Source organism: Flavobacterium arcticum, assembly GCF_003344925.1.
Lineage (GTDB): Bacteria > Bacteroidota > Bacteroidia > Flavobacteriales > Flavobacteriaceae > Flavobacterium > Flavobacterium arcticum.
Map to the genome: position 1 here is coordinate 776,116 of NZ_CP031188.1, position 23,684 is coordinate 799,799.

General features: G+C 35.2%; 17 protein-coding genes and 1 tRNA gene. 11 read left to right on the plus strand and 7 right to left on the minus strand.

Features of this window, described 5'->3' with window-relative positions; translation table 11 throughout:
* Positions 1 to 2: 2 nt before the first annotated feature.
* Genes DVK85_RS03580 through DVK85_RS03600 form a run of 5 tightly spaced genes read right to left on the minus strand, consistent with a single transcriptional unit; the run spans position 3 to position 4,145 of the window.
* Positions 3 to 200, minus strand: coding sequence for a hypothetical protein (locus tag DVK85_RS03580; protein ID WP_114677121.1), 198 nt, complete (start codon positions 198 to 200; stop codon positions 3 to 5).
* 12 nt (positions 201 to 212) lie between these two features.
* On the minus strand, positions 213 to 761 hold the full coding sequence (gene lptC, locus DVK85_RS03585; protein WP_114677122.1) for an LPS export ABC transporter periplasmic protein LptC: 549 nt from the start codon (positions 759 to 761) through the stop codon (positions 213 to 215).
* A gap of 3 nt (positions 762 to 764) precedes the next feature.
* A complete protein-coding gene (locus DVK85_RS03590; RefSeq protein ID WP_127960550.1) occupies positions 765 to 2,132 on the minus strand; it encodes a tetratricopeptide repeat protein in 1,368 nt (455 codons plus the stop codon).
* A gap of 17 nt (positions 2,133 to 2,149) precedes the next feature.
* Positions 2,150 to 3,412 carry a hypothetical protein gene (locus tag DVK85_RS03595; RefSeq protein ID WP_114677124.1) on the minus strand — a complete coding sequence of 421 codons (1,263 nt, stop codon included), beginning with the start codon at positions 3,410 to 3,412 and terminating at the stop codon, positions 2,150 to 2,152.
* Positions 3,405 to 4,145: a type III pantothenate kinase gene (locus tag DVK85_RS03600; RefSeq protein ID WP_114677125.1), complete on the minus strand. Its 741-nt coding sequence runs from the start codon at positions 4,143 to 4,145 to the stop codon at positions 3,405 to 3,407. Before DVK85_RS03600 ends, DVK85_RS03595 begins: the two co-directional genes overlap by 8 nt.
* A 109-nt stretch (positions 4,146 to 4,254) precedes the next feature.
* Between DVK85_RS03600 and DVK85_RS03605 the strand changes: the two genes are divergently transcribed.
* The 9 genes from DVK85_RS03605 to DVK85_RS03650 all read left to right on the plus strand — a co-directional run bounded on the left by DVK85_RS03605 (position 4,255) and on the right by DVK85_RS03650 (position 19,121).
* Positions 4,255 to 4,327, plus strand: a tRNA-Phe gene (locus DVK85_RS03605).
* Positions 4,328 to 4,491: 164 nt separating this feature from the next.
* Positions 4,492 to 7,239 carry a helix-turn-helix and ligand-binding sensor domain-containing protein gene (locus DVK85_RS03610; protein WP_114677126.1) on the plus strand — a complete coding sequence of 916 codons (2,748 nt, stop codon included), beginning with the start codon at positions 4,492 to 4,494 and terminating at the stop codon, positions 7,237 to 7,239.
* 242 nt (positions 7,240 to 7,481) lie between these two features.
* Positions 7,482 to 10,292, plus strand: a complete 2,811-nt coding sequence (locus tag DVK85_RS03615) for a SusC/RagA family TonB-linked outer membrane protein (protein ID WP_114677127.1) — start codon at positions 7,482 to 7,484, stop codon at positions 10,290 to 10,292.
* Positions 10,293 to 10,310: 18 nt separating this feature from the next.
* Positions 10,311 to 11,771: a RagB/SusD family nutrient uptake outer membrane protein gene (locus DVK85_RS03620; protein ID WP_240339565.1), complete on the plus strand. Its 1,461-nt coding sequence runs from the start codon at positions 10,311 to 10,313 to the stop codon at positions 11,769 to 11,771.
* Positions 11,772 to 11,799: 28 nt separating this feature from the next.
* Entirely contained in the window at positions 11,800 to 12,732 is a 933-nt protein-coding gene (locus tag DVK85_RS03625) for a LamG-like jellyroll fold domain-containing protein (RefSeq protein ID WP_114677129.1), read from the plus strand.
* A 117-nt stretch (positions 12,733 to 12,849) separates the two neighbouring features.
* The gene (locus tag DVK85_RS03635) at positions 12,850 to 14,241 is read left to right on the plus strand and encodes a glucoamylase family protein (RefSeq protein ID WP_162845283.1); all 1,392 of its coding nucleotides are present in this window, start codon (positions 12,850 to 12,852) and stop codon (positions 14,239 to 14,241) included.
* A 4-nt stretch (positions 14,242 to 14,245) separates the two neighbouring features.
* Complete coding sequence (locus DVK85_RS03640; RefSeq protein WP_114677132.1) at positions 14,246 to 14,944, plus strand: carboxylesterase family protein; 699 nt, start codon at positions 14,246 to 14,248, stop codon at positions 14,942 to 14,944.
* A gap of 46 nt (positions 14,945 to 14,990) precedes the next feature.
* Positions 14,991 to 17,231, plus strand: coding sequence for a beta-glucosidase BglX (gene bglX, locus DVK85_RS03645; RefSeq protein WP_114677133.1), 2,241 nt, complete (start codon positions 14,991 to 14,993; stop codon positions 17,229 to 17,231).
* A 129-nt stretch (positions 17,232 to 17,360) separates the two neighbouring features.
* Positions 17,361 to 19,121, plus strand: a complete 1,761-nt coding sequence (locus tag DVK85_RS03650) for a family 43 glycosylhydrolase (protein ID WP_114677134.1) — start codon at positions 17,361 to 17,363, stop codon at positions 19,119 to 19,121.
* Positions 19,122 to 19,175: 54 nt separating this feature from the next.
* Here DVK85_RS03650 and DVK85_RS03655 read toward each other — a convergent pair whose 3' ends face one another.
* Both DVK85_RS03655 and DVK85_RS03660 read right to left on the minus strand, forming a co-directional pair.
* The gene (locus DVK85_RS03655; RefSeq protein WP_114677135.1) at positions 19,176 to 19,883 is read right to left on the minus strand and encodes a flavodoxin family protein; all 708 of its coding nucleotides are present in this window, start codon (positions 19,881 to 19,883) and stop codon (positions 19,176 to 19,178) included.
* Positions 19,884 to 19,894: 11 nt separating this feature from the next.
* Entirely contained in the window at positions 19,895 to 20,596 is a 702-nt protein-coding gene (locus DVK85_RS03660; protein ID WP_114677136.1) for a peroxiredoxin-like family protein, read from the minus strand.
* A 224-nt stretch (positions 20,597 to 20,820) separates the two neighbouring features.
* Here DVK85_RS03660 and DVK85_RS03665 point away from each other — a divergent pair, with 224 nt between their 5' ends.
* Both DVK85_RS03665 and DVK85_RS03670 read left to right on the plus strand, forming a co-directional pair.
* On the plus strand, positions 20,821 to 22,845 hold the full coding sequence (locus DVK85_RS03665; protein WP_114677137.1) for a thioredoxin domain-containing protein: 2,025 nt from the start codon (positions 20,821 to 20,823) through the stop codon (positions 22,843 to 22,845).
* A gap of 3 nt (positions 22,846 to 22,848) precedes the next feature.
* Complete coding sequence (locus tag DVK85_RS03670) at positions 22,849 to 23,682, plus strand: mechanosensitive ion channel family protein (RefSeq protein WP_114677138.1); 834 nt, start codon at positions 22,849 to 22,851, stop codon at positions 23,680 to 23,682.
* Positions 23,683 to 23,684 lie beyond the last annotated feature (2 nt).

The window sequence follows — 23,684 nt, forward strand, 5'->3', positions numbered from 1 at the left end:
AGTTAGTTTTCTTCTTTTTCTCTTCTGTTACCAAACTTTTTAGCATTTCGCATTCTAAAAAAGAATAAAAAGACAGCAACGGCAGCAAAGAAAAACATTATAAAACTGTCTTCTCCGCTGTTAAGCGCCATAATCCCTTCGTAAGTAAAAAAGGCTGCTACAGCAAGATATACATATGCTGTTATTTTAAGGTAACCCATGTTGATTGATTTCTATTCTACATTATTAATTTCACCGTTATTGCGCTGCATATTAAAGACTTTAAAATCTTTACTAAAATCTATGCCAGGACCTTCTAGATAACTCCCTTCGCCATCGGTAAATTTAAAGTTTTTTTCGGTATAAAACCATTCATTTTTTTGATCGTAGTATAATTGTGGAGCGCGCAACTCTTTACCATCAAAAGATGTTATCTTTACATTACCCTGTAAATCTATAATATTAGTATCATCATAACTAATAGCGTAGTCTGAAACTACATAATTATTCTTACCCGCATCATCTACAAGCGTTAAGTGTATCCCTTCGGGAAACTCTTTAAACTTATATTCCATATTAGAATAATCGAGCATCAGCGGGCTTACCAATATGGCTTTTACTTTACCCGAATCGGTATATTTAAGATTTATATCTTCCGTCTGTGCTGCTGGCGCAAAAGTTACTGTATTTATACGCTGTACATCTTTAAGACTACCTTCGCAACTCAGCAAAAAGCCTAACATAATAGTACTAAACACAACAACACTCACAAATCGTTTCATTTATTAGAGTTTTGGAAGTTTAACTGTTTCGTTTATCCAACATCCGTAAACAACCTCATCACCTTTACGATAACCCGCCGCTTTAGCTTCACTTTTAGAAGGCAAAGATTTATTATAACGTTCCATTAAAGCAGTAACAGTAGGCTTATATTTCGGCTCGGCTATTTCGGCTTTCTTTACAGTTTCTATACACAAGAAAAGTAATGCTTTACGCTGAAAATCGTTTAACTCACACTCACCTGTAACAGATGAATACATCTCTGCAAGCATAAGGTAAGGTTTCCCAAACTCAGGGTTCGTTTCAGCTGCCTTTATCGCATAACTCTTAGCTGTTGCTTTATCTATATTTCTATAAATAGAGGCTATTTCATAAAACAAGTCTGCCTTTTCTTTCTTATCAGTATACATAGCAGCAGCTTTATCAAAATAATAAACTGCATCTTTAATATTATTACGCCTTAGCTCTATTTTACCTAGCCTATAAGTTGATAGTGCCGTAGGGCGCATCTCGTGTGCTGCAAGAGCTACTTTATATAACACATCATTATTATAGCACTTATTATTATACATTACATCTACTACCGCTCCAAGCCACTCTAAATCTTCTTTATGATCATTATAAGATTTACCATAATACTCTGCGAGTACTTCACAAGAAAAGTATTTAGAGGCCATTAGGCTTATATTATCGCCTACAGCGTCAAGAGCATCTATAGCACGATTAGCATCAGTAATTAAAGCCTTCTCTTCATCAGTAAGTATTTGGGTTTCTTGTTTTTCTAACAAAGTTGCTTTTTCTGTAGCAAACTTGTTTTGAGCATAAGCCACCTGTGCAGCTATTATCGCATACTTTTCTACAAACTCTTTTTGAGATATTGTTTTATTCTCAGCTTCAAATTGCTTTAAATAAAGCATAAAGTAAGTCTGTAAAGCATCATAATCAGTAAACTTCTTCTTATGGGTTATAAAAAATGAGTTTAATATTTTATATACCTCTGCATCATCTGCCATGTTTTGCTCTTTTAGCAAAAGTGCTTTTCTTACTACACTACCATTTCCAGGGAAACTTTTCTCATAATCGGCATAAAGCTCCAAAAGCAAATCTATAGCTATTTGTTTATCTTCAGGGGTACGAGAAAATTCTATTTTATTTTTATAAATCTCCTCTGCATAAGCATATATTTTGGCATCATATTTCGAACAGTCTTTTTTCAACACTCCCAAAAGGCTTTCGGCATCAACATAGTCTCTAGCCTTCACCTTCTCTTCATACACCTTAAATTGCTTTTCACATTTATCTGTTTGTGCTACCGCAGTAAACACAAAAATATTACTTAGCATTGTTATTAAAAAGACAAGTTCCTTTTTCATAATCCCATAATTTTTAATTAATCATACTTCCGTTTCACAAACCATCTGTCGTTTAAAGAAAGACTGACAAAGAAATTTACATAATTTTCTTGTACAAGACTAGCACTTGTTGTACCTCTTTGCCCTAACTCTACACCTAAATTAAGGTTAGACGCATAGTAGTTTAATGGCAAGCCCACACCAAATGAAAGTCCATAATCGTTAATAGACTCATCATTAATAACAAGTCCTGTTTTTTCATACCTAAGACCTGCCCTGTATGTTATTCTACTCAAATAACTATTATAAGACTGGAATTTTGGTGTAAAATATCCACCTAAAGATACTTTATGAGATGTTTCAAAATTTGCCGATGTTACATTATCAAAACGATTACCTAACTCATTGCTTTCTTGAAATGTATATTCTAATCCTGCAAACCATTTTGTTTTTATACCTAAACCAGAACCTACAGTAAACTTTGATGGTAATTTTACATCTCCAGAAGAAACTCGAACATCAATTTCATCAACAATAAGCTCATTCAAACCGTTTGAATAAGTAATGGTTGCTAATTGCCTGTCTGTTTCACTTGACAAGTTTGCCGAAGGTGTATAAGTAGCACTTGTAAACCAGTCATATTTTTCATTAAGTTTGGTTTGATACATCGCGCCTATATTGAACGAAACTCCTTTATAATCTGTTGTGTTTATTTCGCGTGTAGGATACTGTATTGGTATACTTGGTATTGCATTTATAGATTTTGTTTCTATTGTTCCAAAGTTATACTGTACATCTGCACCTAAACTTAAACTTGGGGTAACCTTGTAAGATACTCCTGCAAAAACACGATTAAGCCCTCCTTCTCCATTAAACTGAGAGTATCGCTCAATATCATCTACTACAGATGTATTCTCTATTCTATACCCAACAGCACTATAAGGCATAAGTCCTATCGCAACGCCTATTTTTTTAGAAACAGGAACGCCTACCGCAAGAAAATCAAGCGTAGTTCTACTAGCATCACTTTCTGCCGAATCTGTTTTTAATGTTGTAGATGTTGTACTACCGCCTACCGTAAAGGTTGTAAGGAGAAGCGAGCTATATGACGCTGGGTTTTGAAGGTTAACATGTACACTATCAGGAATTATACCCAAACCTCCCATAGATCGGTTCTCTGTAGTTCCTTTAAACTTAACATCTCCAATACCGTAATATGAGTAAGGAGACGAGCTATTTTGCTGCGAAAAAACTACTGCGGTAAATAGTAGGCAGATGCCTACAATAAATCTTTTAATCATTTTCGATTTTTATAGTATATAAATATAATTTATTCAGACTTTCCAACAGAAAATTTGAATTGGCAAATATGGTGTTTTTTAATCTTTTAGCCAAAAATTCAGCATCGCCACCCGTCAATATTATTGACACATCGCCATACTGCTCAATATACCTACTCATAAACCCCTCAATTTCATAAAGTAAACCATTTATTACTCCTGAATGCATGGCTTTATTTGTGGTATTACCAGTATAATCCGAAGGCATTTCTGGGTATAACAACGGTAGTTTTGCCGTAAAATTATGCATTGACTCATATCGCAATCGAAGACCTGGCGATATTGCTCCACCAATATAGCTATTTGATCTATCAATAAAATCATAAGTAACACAAGTACCGGCATCTATTACAAGCCTATTTTTGTCAGGAAATGACAAAACTGCTCCAGCAGAAAGCACCATCCTATCGACACCTAAAGTATCTGGTGAAGCATAGTGATTTTCAAAAGGAAAACGCGACATTCTATTTATTACAGTCAAATCGGCATACGTTTGTAACCATAGTAACAAGTCTTCATCCTCTTTCCCTACCGACGAAAGCACTATTTGAGAAATTTCGCAATGTGTTTTAAAAATTTTATTTATTTTTTTTTCGACTTCATCTCTATCAAAAATAAACTTATCAATCAAGGCATACTCCTCAAATACAGCTACTTTAATTTTTGTATTCCCTACATCTACAGCTAAAAGCATTTTCTAATTATTAGTAACGCAAAGATACAAATTGATTTTTTTTATATTTTGTTTTGGATAAGATAAAAAAGGTTCTATATTTGCACCCGCAATAACAGCAGTAATGCACGGTACCTTAGCTCAGTTGGTAGAGCAATGGACTGAAAATCCATGTGTCCCTGGTTCGATTCCTGGAGGTACCACAATAAAACCGTAACAACTATTATAAGTATGTTACGGTTTTTTTTATTCCACTAAAATATACAAAAAAGAAAAATTATATAAGCCTCACTAATAGTGAGGTTTTTTTATATGCTGTTTTGTTGTAATTAGTTTCTTAAATTTGAGCATAAAATATATAAGCCAAATGTATTTCAGGAAATATCTATTCGCATTATTATGCCTTCTTTTTGCTTTAGAGCTTAGTGCACAGGAGCTATTACCCTTTGTGAAAAACTTTTCTAAGTCTGAATATACGGGAGATAATCAAGTATGGAGTATAACTCAGGCTAATGATAATACTATATATTTTGCCAATCATCATTATTTCTTACGCTATAATGGGGTAAAATGGGAAAAGTACTCTTTACCCAATAAAACCATTATACGTTCTGTTTTCGCCGATGGAAATCGCATTTACTGCGGTTCTTATAAAGAATTTGGCTATTGGGAACGTGTAGCTGGCATTATGATTTATAAATCAATATCGGCAGATAAAGATCTTTTTACTGGTAATGCCGTAAATGAAGAAATATGGAAAATATTTAAACATAATGATGCTATTTATTTTCAATCTTTTAATCAGCTATATCGTTATAATAATGGCACAGTAATTAAAATAGAACTCCCTACCCAAATTTCATACTGCTATACTGTAGATGACACTATTTATGCTGCCTCTGTAAGAAACGGAGTATATAAAATGCAGAACGACACATTTAGTCCCGTTGACGCATGGGGTGACCTGAAAGATAATATTATACACGGAATTGTTAAACGCAACAATAAAACTTATGTTTTTACAAAAAGCAATGGGGTATATATTGCCGAAAACAAAAACCTTAAACCTTGGAGTAGCCCAATAAATAACATATTAAAAAACAATGTTGTGCTATCTGTTAAGTTTGTAAATGATAATTTACTAGCCGTAGGTACATCATTACAAGGATTATACCTTATAAACCTAAAAGATGATAGCTATAAAAATATAAACAGGCAAAATGCTTTAAGAAATAATGCTGTTTTATCTATAACGCTAGATAGTGAGAAAAATTTATGGTTAGGGCTAGACAATGGTATCTCTCATATTGAAGTTAACTCACCTATATCAATATTCACTGACAATTCAGGTCTACTAGGCTCTGTTTATTCCTTAGCTTCTTTAAACAAAGGCTATATATTAGGCTCTAACCATGGCGTTTTTACTTACGACGGAAAAAACCTAGAAACTATACCAAACTCTCAAGGACAGGTATGGGATATTTATCAACACAAAGACAATTACATTATTGGTCATAACGATGGAACTTTTGTTTATTCTAACAATAAAATTGATAAAATAAATAACATTAATGGTGGCTGGGATTTTTTAAATACTGGTTATGAGGATGCTTATTTTCAAGCTAATTATTCTGGCATTGTCGTTTATAATGACATTAACGAACTAAATCGCTGGAAAATAATAGACAGCATTGCTAAACCAATACGAAATATTGCCCAAAACAGAATAGGTGAACTATGGGCTGCCGATAGTTATAGAGGGCTTTACCGAATAGTATATGATAAAAATTTCGATGTTAAGCGTGTAGATAATATATCTAAAAAGAACAACCTGAATAATGACTATAGTGTGAAATTGTTTAATTATAAAAACGAGATACTCTTTTTTATAGACAACATTTGGTATACCTATAATAGAATTGAAGATAAACTTATAAAAAACAATGTTTTTAATGACGAGTTTAAAAACATCAACGATATTATACCTGTAGATAACGATAGTTTTATAGTTATTAGAGACGGATATATATACTTAATAACGCAAGAAGGCAATAACTTTTATTGGAAATTACTTTTAGACAAGTATTACCAAGGTCGTCTTATTATTGAAAACACACAGGTGTATAAAAAAGAGAACTGGCTATTAATAAATCTAGATGATGGATTTTTAGCATTCAACCCAAAAAATAATATTGATAAAGACCCGAAAATAAATATAGAAGCATTTTATAACGGACAGTTGATAGCCGAAAGCACACAAATAAAATACAATCAACCTGTAGAAATAAATATTATAAGTGAATACTATGGCTATAACAGACCCGACTTATTTTATAAATTAAACGAAGGCGATTTAAAACATATAATTGACGGGAAAACTATATTAAATAATTTAAATAGCGGAACTCAACAGCTTATTGTTTATTATAACAAGGGAGGCAAACAAATAACAGTAGGGAAATATGAATTTAGCGTTGCTAAACCTTGGTATTTTTCATCCCTCATGATCATAGTATATATAGCAGGAATAAGCGGTATTTTCTTTTTATACTATAGGTGGAATAAAATAAGATATCTACAAAAAATAAGACTCAATGAAGAAGAGCTAAGACACCGAAGAGAAATACTAGAGCTAGAAATGGAAGCCGAAAACAAACTTAGAGAGCAAGAATATGAAAAGAAAAAACTCGAAGTTGAAATTCAAACAAAGGCATCTGAAGTAGCAGGAAAATCATTATCTATAGCCAAGCATAGTGAAATGATTGATAAAATACAGGAGGTTTTAAGTGACGAATCAGAAGTTAATCAGCTTAAAGCTAAAGTAAAAAAAGTTATTAAATCTAGCTCCATAAATAAAAACGAATGGCAAAGTTTTGAAAAAAACTTAATTAAAAGTCATGAAGATTTTGTAAAAAGACTTACTAAAAAACACCCATCGCTTACTCCAAAAGATATTAAGCTTTGTATCTATTTAAAGATGAATTTATCGTCAAAAGAAATAGCGCCTTTAATGAGTATTTCTTATCGAGGAGTTGAACTACACCGATATAGACTTCGAAAAAAAATAGACCTCCCTACAGAGGAAAGTCTTTCAAAATTTATGATAGCAATATAAAAAAGCGTATTTTTTTATTATAATAACATTTATTTAACCCCTTAACGATGAATTTAAAACACATCATTACTACATCATTAGTCTTTTTTTTGATGTAATGATTAGTATATTAAAAAACTGTAATACAGATAATTAAAAACTTATAATTATTTTTTGATGTAGTTGAGATAGGTTGTAAAAAACACTCCTATAACGTTTTAGTTGCTTACATTTGAATTACATTAATTTTATTTAAATATAATATGAGGAAAATATTACTCAGTATTAGTTTCTGTTTAATCGCAGCAGCATCGTTTGCACAGATTACACCAACTGAATTAGATTCTATTATTAAAAGTGATTCTATCTTTTTTGAGAATCAAATGCAAGAAGTTGTATTGATAGGATATGGAAGTAAAAAAGCAGGGTCTATAACAGGGTCTGTAGTTCAGATAAAAGCATCTGATATTATAAGGACACCTGCAAAATCGCCTATACAAGCAATACAAGGTAAAGCAGCAGGTGTAAATATTATTACGAACGACGAACCAGGAGCCGAACCTGTTATTCGTATAAGGGGTTTAAACAGTATTTCTGGAAGTGCTAACCCGCTCTATGTAATAGATGGTATAGAAACAAGCACAATAAATGGGCTTAACCCTAACGATATCGCAACTATAGATGTATTAAAAGATGCCTCATCGCTTGCTATATACGGTCAAAAAGGACAAGCTGGTGTTGTATTAATAACTACCAAAAAAGGTAAAAAAGGCGATATAAAAATTTCTTATGACAGTTATATCGGTCAAAAATTCATTCAGAGAAAAGTTGACATGGCAGACTCTTACCGTTATGCCTATTATAATAATACCGCACTAGGTTCTGCATCATATTTTAATTTCGAACAGCCTTATAATACCGATTGGCTTGACGAAATTACACGAACGGGAGAGGTAATGAATAACTCTATATCACTCTCTGGAGCATCAGAAAATGCCAACTACTATTTTGCAGCGTCTAACTATAAAGAGAAAGGTATACTTAACGGAACTGCTTATGAACGCACAAACATTATAAGTAAAACTGATTTTAAAGCATTAGATGGTAAACTTAAAATAACTCCGTTCTTTAACTTATCTACAGAGAGAACAACATCTAAGCCTTTAAGCGCTTTTACAAATGCTTATAAGCAATCTCCTATAATGCCTGTAAAATATCCTAATGGTAGATGGGGAGCACCATTATTAAACGAAGACGGCGTTAATGATATTACTGGCGACAGGTATAACAATGTTGCTAACCCAGCTGCACAATTATTTTATACCGACCAGCAAAGTAAAGCGGTAACCCTAATAGGGTCTATAAATGCAGAATTAAAAATTGTAGATTACCTTAAGTTTAACTCTAACTTTGGTGCTCAGGCAGCTTGGGCAAGATCGTATAATTTTACACCTACACGTGAGTTATGGTTAGCATCAAACCCTTCAAGTACTGTTGGCGATTATATTGACCAAAACCCTCAAAATCCAATAATAAACTCTCTTTATCAAAATAGGAGCTCTAATTATAGATGGAACTGGGATAATTATGTAACATTCAGCAAATATTTTGGCAATCATAATGTTACCGTAGTAGCAGGGCTTTCACGCACTACTACAAATATCTCTGAAACATTAGCAGGAACTCGACTAGATGTTCCTACACAATCTGATTACTGGAGTCTTGATTTTTCTACTAATAATGAAGAGGTAGCACCAGGCTCTGTAGTACAAAACAGTAATAGCACTCCCGTAGTATCTGTAGCTTATTTTGCAAGAGCAGAGTATGAATACAATAATAAATACTTATTATCAGCCTCTGTAAGGCGAGAAGGAATAAGCTCATTTCAGGCAGATAATAAATATGAAATTTTCCCTTCAGTATCTGCCGGTTGGGTAATCACCAACGAAGATTTTATGGATAATATCGATTTCCTAGACAATCTTAAACTACGTGGTGGTTATGGAGAAGTAGGTAGTGGATATACTGATAACCCATTAAATATCACTTCTTTTGGTAGTGGTTATAACTATCCTTTTGGTCCTGATCAAAGTATCAACCCAGGGTCTAACAATCCTTACCAAGTAGATGAAAACCTAACATGGTCTACCATGAAAGAAATAGATCTTGGTTTCGATTTCGTTATGTTATCTAACAAGTTAACAGGAACTTTTGACTATTACAGCCGAAGAAACGAGAACATATTATTACCTATTGCCGTACCACCAGTACTATCACCAGTACCCGTTTTTCTTAATAGCGGTGTGGTTACCAATAAAGGTATAGAGCTATCATTAAAATGGCAAGACAAAATAGGACAAGACTTTAACTACTGGGTAGGTGGTAATGTTTCTCATAATAAAAACGAACTAAAAGAAGTATATAACGAAGAACTCTTCGGGGCTTACACAGGTGGCGGACTTGGTAACGGAGAATATACAAAACAAGTTATCGTAGGGCAACCGCTAGGTAGTTTTTATGTATATGAAACTACAGGATATAATTCTGATGGCGCTTTTACCTATAGTGATGAGAGAGTTGTTGCAGGGTCTTATATACCTACAGTAACCTATGGTATTAACTTAGGTTTTATGTATAAAAACATCGACTTCTCTGTAGATGCTTATGGTGTAGGAGGAAATAAACTTTACAATGGTAAAAAAGCACAACGCTTTGGTGGCGAAAATATAGAATCGGATGTTTTAGACAGTTTCTATACTCCATCTACACCAAATGCAGCTAACCCAAAACCATCTAACGATGTACCAAGAGCTTCTACCTATTATGTAGAAAAAGGAGATTATTTAAGAATCAACAACATTACTTTAGGATACACACTACCACCTATGGTTAAAGGGTTAGATAAAGTAAGGGTATATGCTACAGCAGTAAACCCATTCCTTTTCACAAAATATAGTGGTTTCTCTCCAGAGATTAGCGGTGGCGATGGTAACCCACTTGGTAATGCAGGTATAGAGCTAGATGCATACCCTACTAACAAAACCTTTTCATTTGGTTTAAATGTAAGTTTCTAAAAAACAAAAATAATGGTTATGAATAATAGATTTAAATATAAAACACTTATCGGAGTTTTTGCAATAATGGCATTATTTGCTTCTTGCGATGATGACTTAGATGTATCACCACGAGACAATATTAGCGAAGCCGATTTCTTGAGAAATCCTGATAATGCAGTACAGCTAGTAAACGGAGTTTACAATAAAATGCTGGATTATAACATGTACTCCTTCCCTTGGATAGGAATTACAAGTATTACATCTGACGATGCAGATAAAGGCTCTACAGTGAGTGATACAGGATCTGACAAACATAAAATGGATGCTTTAACATTCGAAGCTTCGAACATTTCTTTTAATGATGTTTGGCAAGGTCGTTATGCAGGTATATATAGAGCCAACAATGCCTTATACTATCTTGAGCAATTTGAAATAGACGAAAGTTTAAAAAACAGACTCATAGGTGAAGTTAAGTTTTTAAGAGCCTTTTGGTATTTCGATTTAGTAAGATGTTTTGGCGGTGTACCACTTGTAGCAGAAAACATCGACTTAAACGATAACGAAACTATAAACGACATAGTGCTTACTAGAGCCACCAAAGAAGAAGTATATGCACAAATAGAAGCCGACTTAGAAGATGCTATAGCACTACTCCCGTTAAAAGGTGAATATGCACAAAGCGATCTTGGTCGTGCTACACTAGGAGCTTCTCAGGCACTTAAAGCAAAAGTACACTTATACCAACAAGAGTGGGATTTAGCATATGCACTTTCAGGTGATGTTATCACATCAGGTCAATATGGACTTATGGAAAATTATGCCGATGTATGGAGACAAGTAGGAGAAAATCAAGAAGAATCAGTATTTGAAGTACAAGCTACACTTACAAAAGGGTTAGCACAGTATACAGATGTACAAGGACCTCGTGGAACTCCTGATTTAGGGTGGGGTTTTAACACGCCATCACTTAACCTTGTTAACTCGTATGAAGATGGTGACTTGCGAAAAGAAGCAACCATTTTATTTGTTCCTTCTACCCTTTGGGATGGTTTTGAAGCACCAACTACCTGGAATAACCCTCGCTATAACTATAAAGCATACCAAAGTAGCATAGCAGAACCATGGAATGGTAATAAAGCTGAAACTGCAAAAAACTTACGATTATTAAAGTACAGCGATGTATTGCTTATAAGAGCCGAAACTGCTTTCCAGATAGGAATGACAAGCGAGGCAGAAGATATAATAAATGAGTTGAGACTAAGAGCAGGGCTTGATGAAATATCTGGCTTAACATTACAACAGCTATATAACGAAAGACGCTGGGAAATGGCAATGGAACACGAAAGGTGGTTTGACCTTGTTAGAACAGGACAAGCACAAACAGCTATGGCTGCCGATGGTAAAACTTTTATACCTGGCAAACATGAAGTATTCCCAATACCAGAACCACAAATTACAGCCAGCGGAGGAAGATTAATTCAAAACAATGGATACTAATACTAACTTAAATTAAATTTTTTAAACTATGAGAACAATCAAATTTTTTGCTTATTCACTGATGATAACGTCAGGAGTACTATTAACTTCATGTGGAAGTGATGACGATGGAGCTGCACAACTACCTCCAATAGGCGGCTATAGTAGTGCTGACGAAGTAGGTGCTGATGATTTATTAGCATACTTCCCTCTTAACGGAAATGGAGAAGAAAGCATCTCTGGAACTATGCCAAGTAATACTGTAGGAACTACTTATGCAGCAGCTATAAAAGGACAAGGAGCTATGATGATAAACGGATATATTGATTATCCTTCTATCGCAAATATAAACCCACAATCGGGTAGCTTTACTGTTAGCTGTTGGGCTTTAATGAACAACACTAAAGCAACACCAGAATCAGATGGTCTTATCTCTCCATTAGTTTCATTTTCAGGTGGTGCAAGTGTTGTAGGTAACCTAAGTGTTTTTGGAAACACCCATGGTCTTATAACTAGCGATTCAATTCAAATGAAAGCACAGTATGGCTTTAAAAACCCAGAAGGTGATGAATTTGGCGGAGACTGTATCAACATGCTTAAAATGGAAACATGGATGGTAGATGATAACAACAATGGCGCTCAACCGCAGCATGCTGCTTTTGCTAACAAAATAGGCGGTCAGTGGGCTCACGTAGTATTTTCTTGGGAAGGTACAACTGGTACTGCAAGAATGTTTGTAAATGGTGTTAAAATATCTAATCCTGCTTGGGAAGTAAGAAACAACGGACTTCCTATGCCATTAGCTTTCTTTACTCCATCTCACCCAACATTAGGAGCACTTGCTACTTATATTGACGGTACTAATACAGATGTATGGAACAAGCCATTAACAGGTGGTCTTGATGAAGTTCGTATATGGGATAAAATGTTATCAACTTCAGATATCAATGCTCTTTATGAGCTAGAACTAGCTGGTAGATAATTTATCTATAAATAATCTCGGCAGTAAAACTGCCGAGATATTTTTTCAATTGTAAGCCACCCTCCATACCCTAAACCATCACACATAAAATTTCGCATCAATTTAAAAACATTCACATTGAAAATATTACAATTACTTATCATTCTTACATTTTGCACCTCATGTGTTTCATGCGATTCAAAAGATGATAATGATGACATTACAGTTACCGATGATAACCCTACCCCACCAATAGTAGATCCTTTACCAGAGAATGAACTTCTTGACATGGTGCAAAAAGATGCTATAAAATATTTTTGGGATTATGCCGAAACCAATTCTAAATTGGCAAGAGAAAGATACCATACCGATGACCCTTCTAACGATGCAAATATTGTTACTACAGGAGGTTCTGGTTTTGGGCTTATGACCATCCTTGCAGGAGTTGACAGAGGTTTTATCCCTAGAGGTGAAGCTGTAGCTAGACTACAAACAAACCTCAACTTTCTAGAAAATGCCGATCGTTTTCACGGGGCATGGCCACACTGGATGAACGGTACAAATGGCGATGTAATACCATTTGGGACTAAAGATAATGGTGGCGACCTTGTAGAAACTTCTTTTGTTTGCCAAGCGCTTATTTGTATCAGAGAATATTTTAAAGATGGCACTGAAGAAGAACAGGCACTAGCACAACAAGCTGATGTGTTATGGCAAGGAGTAGAATGGGACTGGTACACTAAAGGCGGAGAAAATGTTTTATACTGGCACTGGTCTCCCGAATATGAATGGGAAATGAACTTTCAACTTGAAGGGTATAACGAATGTTTAGTTACTTATATAATGGCAGCTGCATCACCAACGCATTCTATAAGTGAAGAAGCCTACCATCAAGGATGGGCAAGAAATGGTAATATAACAAATGGCGGACAACGTTATAATATTCCTGTTATATTCGACTATAATGGTGCTTCTAGCAACGTAGGTCCTATGTTTTGGTCACACTATTCCTACTTAGGTTTAGACCCACGAGGACTTACTGATACTTATGCAAATTATTGGGATGCAGTACAAAACCATACCAATATTATGTATGAGCATTGTGTTGCCAACCCATACCAATGGGAAGGTTATGGCGAAAATTGTTGGGGACTAACGGCAAGTTATACTAGAAATAGTAACGGAAGTACGGGCTACTCTGCACACCAACCAAATAATGACAGAGGTGTAATAACCCCTACGGCAGCATTATCATCATACCCATATGCGCCAGAAAAGTCTCTTAAATTTTTAAGATACTTATACGAAGAAAAGAAAGACCAATTAGTGGGTGTAGCAGGTCCTTATGATGCCTTTTCGCCGCACTACGACTGGGTAACACGTCGCTATTTAGCAATAGATCAGGGTACTATTGTACCTATGATAGAAAATCACAGAACGGGATTACTCTGGAATTTATTTATGCAAGCTCCTGAGGTACAACAAGGTTTATTAAATTTAGGCTTTAGTTCATCACAACACGGTTTTTAAATTTATGGTAAGAATTATTCTCATAGCAATTTTTTTGTTTTCATTACCGTCTTTTGCACAAAAGGCAGAGGGCGGTTCTTTTTCTACTGAAGTAGTAGTCAAAAAACAATTAAACTATCTGCTTTATAGTCCAGAAAGCACAAAGCAGTTAAAGCCTCTTATTATTTTTCTACATGGATCTGGTGAAAAAGGAAATGATTTAGAAAGAGTAAAAGTACATGGCCCTTTTAAATATTTAAAAACACATAAACTCGATGCTTATGTATTGGCACCGCAATGCCCGCAAGAAGAATATTGGGATCAAGAAGTACTATACAGGCTTATACAAAAGGTAATTAAAGAGAATAAAATAGACCCTAACAGAATATACCTTACAGGGCTGAGTATGGGCGCTTGGGGCGCTTGGAACTTAGCTTTTTCACACCCTGATATGTTTGCGGCATTAGTACCTATTGCGGGGTTTGTAGATAGAGTACCCATGATAGAAAACTGCAAGATTAAAGATATACCTACCCGTATTTTTCATGGATTAGTAGATGACGTGGTAGATGTTAACTATTCTATCAATATCTACAAAAAATTGAAAACCTGTAGCACCGATATTGAACTTACCATTTTTGATGATGCCAATCATGATAGCTGGACACGTGTATATGACGACCCTACTATTTATGAGTGGATGCTACAACAGAAAAAACAATAAAAGAATACTCAGCAATAGCTGAAAAATAAGCCAATATAATTATAAAATGAAATACAATAGCGTACTACTTTTACTATTAGCCTGCTCCTTTAGCGTATATGCACAAAAAGGAAAGGATAAAAAAATAAAACCACGCGATGAGTTTGTTCCTGAACTTATGGCAAAGATGACTATTGACGAAAAAATAGCGCAACTGGTTCAATATACAGCCGATGGTACAGTAACAGGACCAAAAGCAGGAATCAATTATATAGAAGAGATAAAAAAAGGAAATGTAGGCTCTATACTTAATGCTACATCTGTAAAATATACTCAAGAACTTCAGGAGTTAAACCTGAAAAACTCAAGGCTAAAAATCCCTTTGATTTTTGGATATGATGTTATTCATGGCTATAAAACCATTTTCCCAATAACATTGGGTGAAACAGCAAGTTGGGACTTGGAAGCTGCTGAGCTTTCGGCACGTATTGCTGCCGAAGAAGCTGCTGCTAGTGGTGTACACTGGACGTTTGCCCCTATGGTAGATATAAGCCGTGACCCTCGTTGGGGCAGAGTATCTGAAGGAGCTGGAGAAGATACTTATTTAGGTACTCAAATGGCAATAGCTAGAGTAAAAGGTTTTCAGGGTAATAACCTGATGGATAATAATACTGTATTAGCATGTACTAAACACTTTGCAGCCTATGGTGCTGCCGAAGCTGGTCGTGACTATAATACTGTAGACATGAGCGAAAGAACACTTAGAGAGGTTTATTTACCACCTTTTAAAGCTACTGTAGATGCTGGTGTAGGTACTTTTATGACATCGTTTAACGAAATATCTGGTGTACCTGCAACAGGAAGTAAATTTTTATTAAGAGATATCTTAAAAGGCGAGTGGGGTTTTAATGGTTTTGTAGTAACCGACTATACTGCTATTAATGAGCTTATACCACATGGTGTTGCCAAAGACTCTGCACAAGCAGGAGAGCTTGCCATGCGCGCCGGAGTAGATATGGATATGGTAGGCGGTATCTATATGAGAAACCTTAAAAACCTACTTAAAGAAGGTAAAGTAACCGAAACTCAAATAAACGATGCTTGTCGTAGAGTACTAGAAGCTAAATATGATTTAGGACTTTTCCATAACCCTTACCGTTACAACGATAAAAAAAGAGAAAAACAAGTAATCAATAAAAAGGAATACCTCGATGCTGCTCTTAATATTGCCAATAAATCTATGGTATTGCTAAAAAATGATAATAACGTATTACCGTTACGCAAAGAACAGAAAATTGCTTTTGTAGGACCTTTAGTTAGTGATGAGTGGAACATAATAGGCTCTTGGGCTGCTTCGGGTGATAGATATGGCTATGCCGTGAGCGTTGAAGAAGGCATCAACAAAATTATAACTGACAAAAATAAAGTATCATTTGATAAAGGTGTCGAAATACTTAAAGATGACCGAAGCAAAATGCAGGCAGCTATTGAAAATGCCCGTAAAGCAGATGTTATAGTAGCCGTAATGGGTGAGTTTGAAAACATGAGTGGCGAAGCTGCATCACGTACCAATATAGACTTACCAGGAATACAAAAAGAGTTTTTAGCCGAGCTTAAAAAGCTGAACAAGCCTATTGTTTTAGTATTAATGAACGGAAGACCGTTAAACCTAACTTGGGAGAATGATAACATGAATGCCATACTAGAAGCATGGTTCCCTGGTACTATGGGTGGCGATGCTATTGCACAAACCTTATATGGCATAAATGTACCAAGTGGTAAACTACCGATGACTTTCCCGAGAAATGTAGGACAAGTACCAATCTATTACAACCATAAAAACACAGGTCGTCCTTATTTAGGCGCAACAGACCCAGAACAAAAATATAAATCACGCTATATAGATGTAGACAACAGCCCATTATTCCCATTCGGATATGGATTAAGTTATACTACATTCAAGTATTCGAACCTGAAACTGTCTTCAAACACTATGAGTATGAATGGCAGTATTGAAGTTAGTGTAGATATAACCAATACAGGTGACTACAACGCAGAAGAGGTTGTGCAACTTTACATTCAAGACAAAGTAGGTTCTGTTACACGTCCCGTTAAAGAGTTAAAAGGATTTAAAAAAGTTATGATAAAGAAAGGTGAAAAGAAAACAGTAACATTTACTGTAACTCCCGAAAACCTTAAATTTTATAATATCGATATGATATTTACAGCAGAACCTGGCGATTTTGAGATCACCGTTGGGAGTAATTCCGCTAATGGTTTACAAGGTGAATTTATGTTAGTTAAGTAATTTTCCTTTTTTTGTGATCTTCGATCGAAAGACCCCGCCTGTGCGGGGTCTTTTATGTAAACTGGTTTAATTTTTTATTTTTATACTATTCGTTTTGTACTAATTAGAGTAATTTAACACCTAATAACAATGAAAAAATTTGCATTTTTAGCTATAGCATTGTTTCTTTTTAACACTGCTTTTACACAGCAAAAAACATACTGTAACCCTATAAATATAGATTATGGCTACTGCCCTATTCCTGATTTTGTAACTAAAGGAAAACACCGCGCTACTGCCGACCCTGTAATTACGTATTTTGATGGAAAATACTATTTGTTTTCTACAAACCAATGGGGCTATTGGCATAGTGATGATATGACTGACTGGAAATTTATACCTAGAAAATTTTTAAGACCTGAGCATAAGGTATATGATGAACTTTGTGCCCCCTCTCTATCCTTTGTAAATGATACACTTTTAGTAATAGGCTCTACGCATACTAAAGAATTCCCGATATGGATGAGCACCAACCCTAAAGTTGACGACTGGAAAGAGCTTGTCCACAAATCGGAAGCAGGAGCTTGGGATCCTCAACTATTTTGGGATGAAGACACCGATGAAGTTTACCTGTACTACGGTTCGAGCAATATGTATCCGCTATATGGTGTAAAACTGAACCGCAAAACATTTCAGCCGGAGGGCGATCCTGTACCTGTAGTAGCACTCAATGATTTTGAACATGGGTGGGAACGTTTTGGCGAGTATAACGATAATACTTTTTTACAACCCTTTCTAGAAGGAGCTTTTATGACAAAATATAACGGTAAGTATTACCTACAGTATGCAGGACCAGGCACAGAATTTAGTGGATATGGTGATGGAGTATATGTAGGCGAAAAACCTTTAGGTCCTTTTGAATATCAGTCGCACAATCCATTTTCATATAAACCAGGTGGTTTTGCACGAGGTGCAGGGCATGGCGCTACCTATCAGGATGCTTACGACAAATATTGGCATGTATCTACTATAGGAATTTGTACTAAAAACAATTTTGAACGTAGATTAGGTATATGGCCTGCTGGGTTTGATAAAGATGATGTGTTATACTCAAATACTGCCTACGGAGATTATCCTACTTATCTGCCTTCTGAAAATAAGAGCCATATGGATGTAAACTCCTTCACGGGATGGATGTTATTGAATTATGGCAAACCTGTACAGGTTTCTTCTACATTGGGGGGCTTTCAAGCAAACTATGCAGTAGACGAGGATATAAAAACCTATTGGTCAGCTAAAACAACTAATAAAGGAGAATATATTATTACTGATTTAGGAGAACAAAGCACCATTAATGCGATACAAATAAACTATGCCGACCAAGATGTAGCTATTATGGGTAAACCCGAAACTACAACAGGGCATAAGTATATTATCTACGCTTCAGATAACGGGAAAAAATGGCACGTACTTATAGATAAAAGTAAAAACAATAAAGATGTCCCTCATGATTATATAGAGCTTGATAAGCATGCTAAAGCACGCTATATAAAACTAGAGAACATACAAATGCCTACAGGTAAATTTGCTATAAGCGGATTAAGAATATTTGGTAAAGGTAGTGGCGAAAAACCAAGTGTAGTACAAGATTTTGTACCGTTGCGATCTGCTCCTAAAAAAGAAGGCGAAAGAAGAAATGTTTGGTTTAAATGGGCACAAGAACCTAATGCCGATGGTTATGTTATTTACTTTGGTAAATCGCCCGATAAACTGTACGGGACTATTATGGTATACGGGAAAAATGAATACTACTTTAGCGGACTAGACAGGAGCGATGTTTACTATTTCCAGATAGAAGCTTTTAATAATAACGGTATAGGTCCTCGATCGGAAGTAAAAGAAGCAAAATAGAAAGTACTTATAATATAAAGAAAATGCCCGCTTATTGAGCGGGCATTTTTGTTATTATCTATATTCAGGATTATCAAATCGCCAACGTTCGCCATTATCCCAATCCTTTCGAGAGTTACCATAAGTAGGGTAACCATTATTAGCTTTAAGCATTTTAGCAAGATGCAGCAGGTTATACGTCATGAAAGTAGTATTGCGATTAGTAAAATCATTCTGCTTTGCATGAGCCTCCTCGTCGAGATAACTGGGTCCGGGACCTACTTCTCCTATCCAGCCGCAGTCAGCCTGAGGAGGTATAGAATAGCCTATGTGCTGTAAAGCATACAATATATCGCGAGCACTGTGTTTTACTCCATCTTCATTTCCTGTTATTACACAGCCTCCTGCTTTACCATAATATATATATTGCCCCTTATCATTCATCTCACCACTAAGGCTATACAAACGTTCTATAAGTTTTTGCGCTATCGACGATTTTTCGCCCAACCATATAGGTGTACCTACTACAAGAATATCAGTCTTTAATACTTGTTTAGACAATGCTATCCAGTCGTCTTTATCCCAGCCTTTCTCTGTCATATCAGGATATACACCTGGTGGGACATCAAAATCTACCAATCGGACAAGATCAACACTTACACCCTCTTTTTCCATAATATCCATAGAGAGTTGCATAAGTCCTTCTGTATGGCTCAATTCTGGCGATTTTTTTAGTGTACAATTTATGTATAAAGCTTTTAACCCTTTAAAATTGTTATCCATAACATTTTAATTTAATTACTAGCAGGTACGTTGTCCAGTATTTCCTGAACCGAAGCACGTTGTTTGTAATCAGGGTTAAACTGTCTGTATACAATTTTACCATTAGTATCTATAATATAAGTAGCAGGTACAGGTAACACAGCTTTACCAGTAGCATTAGTTTCAGCTACAGATGCATTCAATTTATCTCCTATCATAGCCTGATAACTTTCGGTTACTTTATAATCTACATCAAAAGCTTTCATTATTTCTCCGTCAGTATCAGATATTATAGTAAAATTAGCACCTGTTCCTTTTTTTGTTTTATCTACATTATCATATGTTTCAGGGGTTATAGCTACCAGCTTTACACCTTTAGCCTCTATATCTTTAGCCTTTTCTGCAAATTCCGAAAGATGCTTTTCACACGCAGGACACCAGTAAGCTCTATAAAAAATCACTACAACAGGCTGCTCTGCATATAAATCTGCAAGTTTCATTTTCTTATTATCGTCTGTAGTCATGGTAATATTTGGAGCAGTATCACCCACATTTAATCCTTCTGGCAAGTCAGCTTCATCCATACCAAAACCTGCATAATCGGGTTTTTCATCGGTCATTGCCATTTCTTCTTCGGTAACTACTGTCTCTTCTTCAGTCGTCTTTTCTTTCTCTGTTTTACAGCTTGTAAATAGTGCTGCTACAATTGCAAATGCAAATACTGCTCTTTTCATAATATAAATTTTTATTTATTGAAAAGTAAACTTAAAAAATAAACCCCTCATTTGTAAAGCAATACCTTATATTTTAACAACGATTTAAAACAACATCTTTGATATGTTAAAATTTAACATAATATTAAAAGCCATTTATGAATAACATTAACAGAAATCTAACTGCTGCCATCTTTAAACCTCCATGCATTTAAGTAACTTTACTTTTTTATAAAAAAGATATCATGAACGAGCTAAAACAAGAAACCAGCCCTTACCTACTACAACATGCTAATAACCCTATATACTGGAAAGCATGGAGTAAGGAAACTCTTGATAAAGCAAAACAAGAAAATAAACTAATCGTAGTAAGTGTAGGCTACTCTGCCTGCCACTGGTGCCATGTCATGGAGCACGAAAGCTTTGAAGATGAAGAAGTGGCACAAGTAATGAATAATAGTTATATCGCCATAAAAGTAGACAGAGAAGAACGCCCCGATGTAGATGCTATATACATGAAAGCTTTACAATTAATGACACGACAGGGCGGATGGCCTATGAATGTAGTTTTATTACCCGATGGCAGACCTGTATGGGGAGGGACTTATTTTAAGAAAGAAACTTGGATATCGGCATTACAACAATTACAAGAACTCTATAGCACTGATCCTGCCAAAATGGTAGAATATGCCGAGAAATTGCATAATGGTGTAGTAGCAATGAATATAACAAGTAATGAAAGCGAAGATACATTACCTCAACCTGAAAACATACAACCTATTGTAGAAAAATGGACAAAAAGTTTTGATAATGAATATGGAGGTTATGCCCGTGCACCAAAATTTATGATGCCGGATAATTATTTATTTCTACAGCGCTATGGTTATCAAACTAACAATACTGAGCTACTGAATTTTGTAGACCTAACGTTAACACGTATGGCATGGGGAGGGCTTTTTGACACTGTTGATGGTGGGTTTTCGCGCTACTCGGTTGATATGAAATGGCATGTACCTCATTTTGAAAAGATGTTATATGACAATGGGCAACTCATGAGCCTATATGCCGAAGCCTACAAACGCACTAAAAACTCATTATACAAAGAGGTTATTGAGAAAACCCACTCTTTTGTTGCAAAAGAACTGACTATGAATAATGGAGCTTTTTATAGTGCACTAGATGCCGATAGCCTTGACGAAAAAGGACACTTAGAGGAAGGGGCTTTTTATGTATGGGAAAAAAACGAGTTAAAATCGCTTTTGGGTAATGATTTCGAACTTTTTTCACAGATTTTTAATATCAATGAATTTGGATTTTGGGAAGATGGTAATTTTGTATTGATACAAAACCAACCGATAGAGGAACTGGCACAAACGGCAGGCATAACTCCCGAAACATTACAGCAGAAAAAACAAGGATGGGAAAAACTATTGTATGAAGTGAGAGAAAAAAGAGCAAAACCAAGACTTGACGATAAGGTATTAACATCATGGAATGCCCTGATGCTTAAAGGTTATGTTGATGCTTATAAAGCTCTTGGAAATACTGAATACTTAGATGCTGCACTTAAAAATGCTGAGTTTATTACTCAAACTATGTGGCACGAAGATGGGCACTTGTGGCGTACCTATAAAAACGGGACTGCAAAAATAGCTGGATTTCTTGAAGATTATGCACTTACTGCCGATGCTTTTATAGCATTGCATCAAGCTACTATGAATGAAAAATGGTTATTGTATGCCAAACAATTAGCCGACTATTGTCTTGATCATTTTTATAATGAAAAACAACAGTTTTTTAGCTTTAATGCTACCAATAGCGAACAGCTTATTGCTGCACATTTTGAAACAGAAGATAATGTAATACCGGCATCTAACTCGATAATGGGTAATGTATTATATGCTCTAGGTTTACTCTTTCATAATAATCATTATGAAAAAATAGCACTACAAATGCTACATAACATTATACCTAGTTTAGATTATCCTTCAGCATTTTCTAATTGGCTTAATTTATGGTTAAACTTATCTCCCGAAAATAAAGAGCTTGCAATATGTGGAGCAAATGCTAAAGAAGCGGTTAAGGCTATAAACAGCGAATACCTACCACACATAATTATAGCGGGTTGTAAAGCTGAATCGGAGATACCTTTCCTTTATAACCGTTTTGTTAAAGATAGTGTAATGTTCTATGTTTGTAGGAATAATACTTGTAATTTGCCAACCAATTCGATAAATGAAGTAATAAAACAATTAAATTTAGAAAATTAGAAAATGAATAGTTTAGAAGATATTATTGACAAGTTAAGTGAGAGTTTATTAAATTTTATGCCTAACCTTATAAAAGCAATAGCTATTTTAGTTATAGGTATTATTGCTATTAAGTTTTTACGATGGATAATGAAACGTATCATGAATCGTAATCCAGAGTCTGACCCTACGCTCATAAAATTTGCAATGAATATCTTAACATGGGGATTACGAGTAATACTCATTGTAATGGTAATTGGTGCATTGGGTATAGAGACATCTGCATTTGTAGCTGTGCTAGGTGCTGCAGGTTTAGCCATAGGGCTGTCATTACAAGGTTCGCTATCTAACTTTGCTGGTGGTGTACTCATTATACTATTTAAACCCTTTAGGGTTGGCGATTTTATACAAGCACAAGGTGAAGGCGGTACAGTAATGGAAATACAAATTTTATATACTAGATTACTAACACCTACTAACCAAGTTATATATATACCTAATGGGTCACTATCTAATGGTAATATAACTAACTACTCTAAAGAGCCTATACGTAAGGCCGACCTTACTATAGGAGTAGGTTATAATAGCGATATTAGACAAGTTAAAAGCATATTGAAACGTGTTATAGAAATGGATAAAAATATACTTAAAGACCCAGAGCCTGTTATACGAGTAAGAGAATTAGCTGATAGCTCTGTAAACTTCCAAATTTTTGCATGGGCAACTAATGAAAATTATTGGCAAATGCTTTCTGACTTTAAAGAAAATGCTAAAATAGAGCTTGATAAAGAAGGTATAGAAATACCATTCCCACAAAGAGATTTAAATGTAAAGTATCTTCAAGAAAAAAAATCATAAGA

Bases quoted from the DNA above. Each gene is read 5' to 3' on its own strand.
- DVK85_RS03580 (WP_114677121.1), bottom strand. From the start codon at position 200: ATGGGTTACCTTAAAATAACAGCATATGTATATCTTGCTGTAGCAGCC.
- lptC (WP_114677122.1), bottom strand. From the start codon at position 761: ATGAAACGATTTGTGAGTGTTGTTGTGTTTAGTACTATTATGTTAGGC.
- DVK85_RS03590 (WP_127960550.1), bottom strand. From the start codon at position 2,132: ATGAAAAAGGAACTTGTCTTTTTAATAACAATGCTAAGTAATATTTTT.
- DVK85_RS03595 (WP_114677124.1), bottom strand. From the start codon at position 3,412: ATGATTAAAAGATTTATTGTAGGCATCTGCCTACTATTTACCGCAGTA.
- DVK85_RS03600 (WP_114677125.1), bottom strand. From the start codon at position 4,145: ATGCTTTTAGCTGTAGATGTAGGGAATACAAAAATTAAAGTAGCTGTA.
- DVK85_RS03610 (WP_114677126.1), top strand. From the start codon at position 4,492: ATGTATTTCAGGAAATATCTATTCGCATTATTATGCCTTCTTTTTGCT.
- DVK85_RS03615 (WP_114677127.1), top strand. From the start codon at position 7,482: ATGAGGAAAATATTACTCAGTATTAGTTTCTGTTTAATCGCAGCAGCA.
- DVK85_RS03620 (WP_240339565.1), top strand. From the start codon at position 10,311: ATGAATAATAGATTTAAATATAAAACACTTATCGGAGTTTTTGCAATA.
- DVK85_RS03625 (WP_114677129.1), top strand. From the start codon at position 11,800: ATGAGAACAATCAAATTTTTTGCTTATTCACTGATGATAACGTCAGGA.
- DVK85_RS03640 (WP_114677132.1), top strand. From the start codon at position 14,246: ATGGTAAGAATTATTCTCATAGCAATTTTTTTGTTTTCATTACCGTCT.
- bglX (WP_114677133.1), top strand. From the start codon at position 14,991: ATGAAATACAATAGCGTACTACTTTTACTATTAGCCTGCTCCTTTAGC.
- DVK85_RS03650 (WP_114677134.1), top strand. From the start codon at position 17,361: ATGAAAAAATTTGCATTTTTAGCTATAGCATTGTTTCTTTTTAACACT.
- DVK85_RS03655 (WP_114677135.1), bottom strand. From the start codon at position 19,883: ATGGATAACAATTTTAAAGGGTTAAAAGCTTTATACATAAATTGTACA.
- DVK85_RS03660 (WP_114677136.1), bottom strand. From the start codon at position 20,596: ATGAAAAGAGCAGTATTTGCATTTGCAATTGTAGCAGCACTATTTACA.
- DVK85_RS03665 (WP_114677137.1), top strand. From the start codon at position 20,821: ATGAACGAGCTAAAACAAGAAACCAGCCCTTACCTACTACAACATGCT.
- DVK85_RS03670 (WP_114677138.1), top strand. From the start codon at position 22,849: ATGAATAGTTTAGAAGATATTATTGACAAGTTAAGTGAGAGTTTATTA.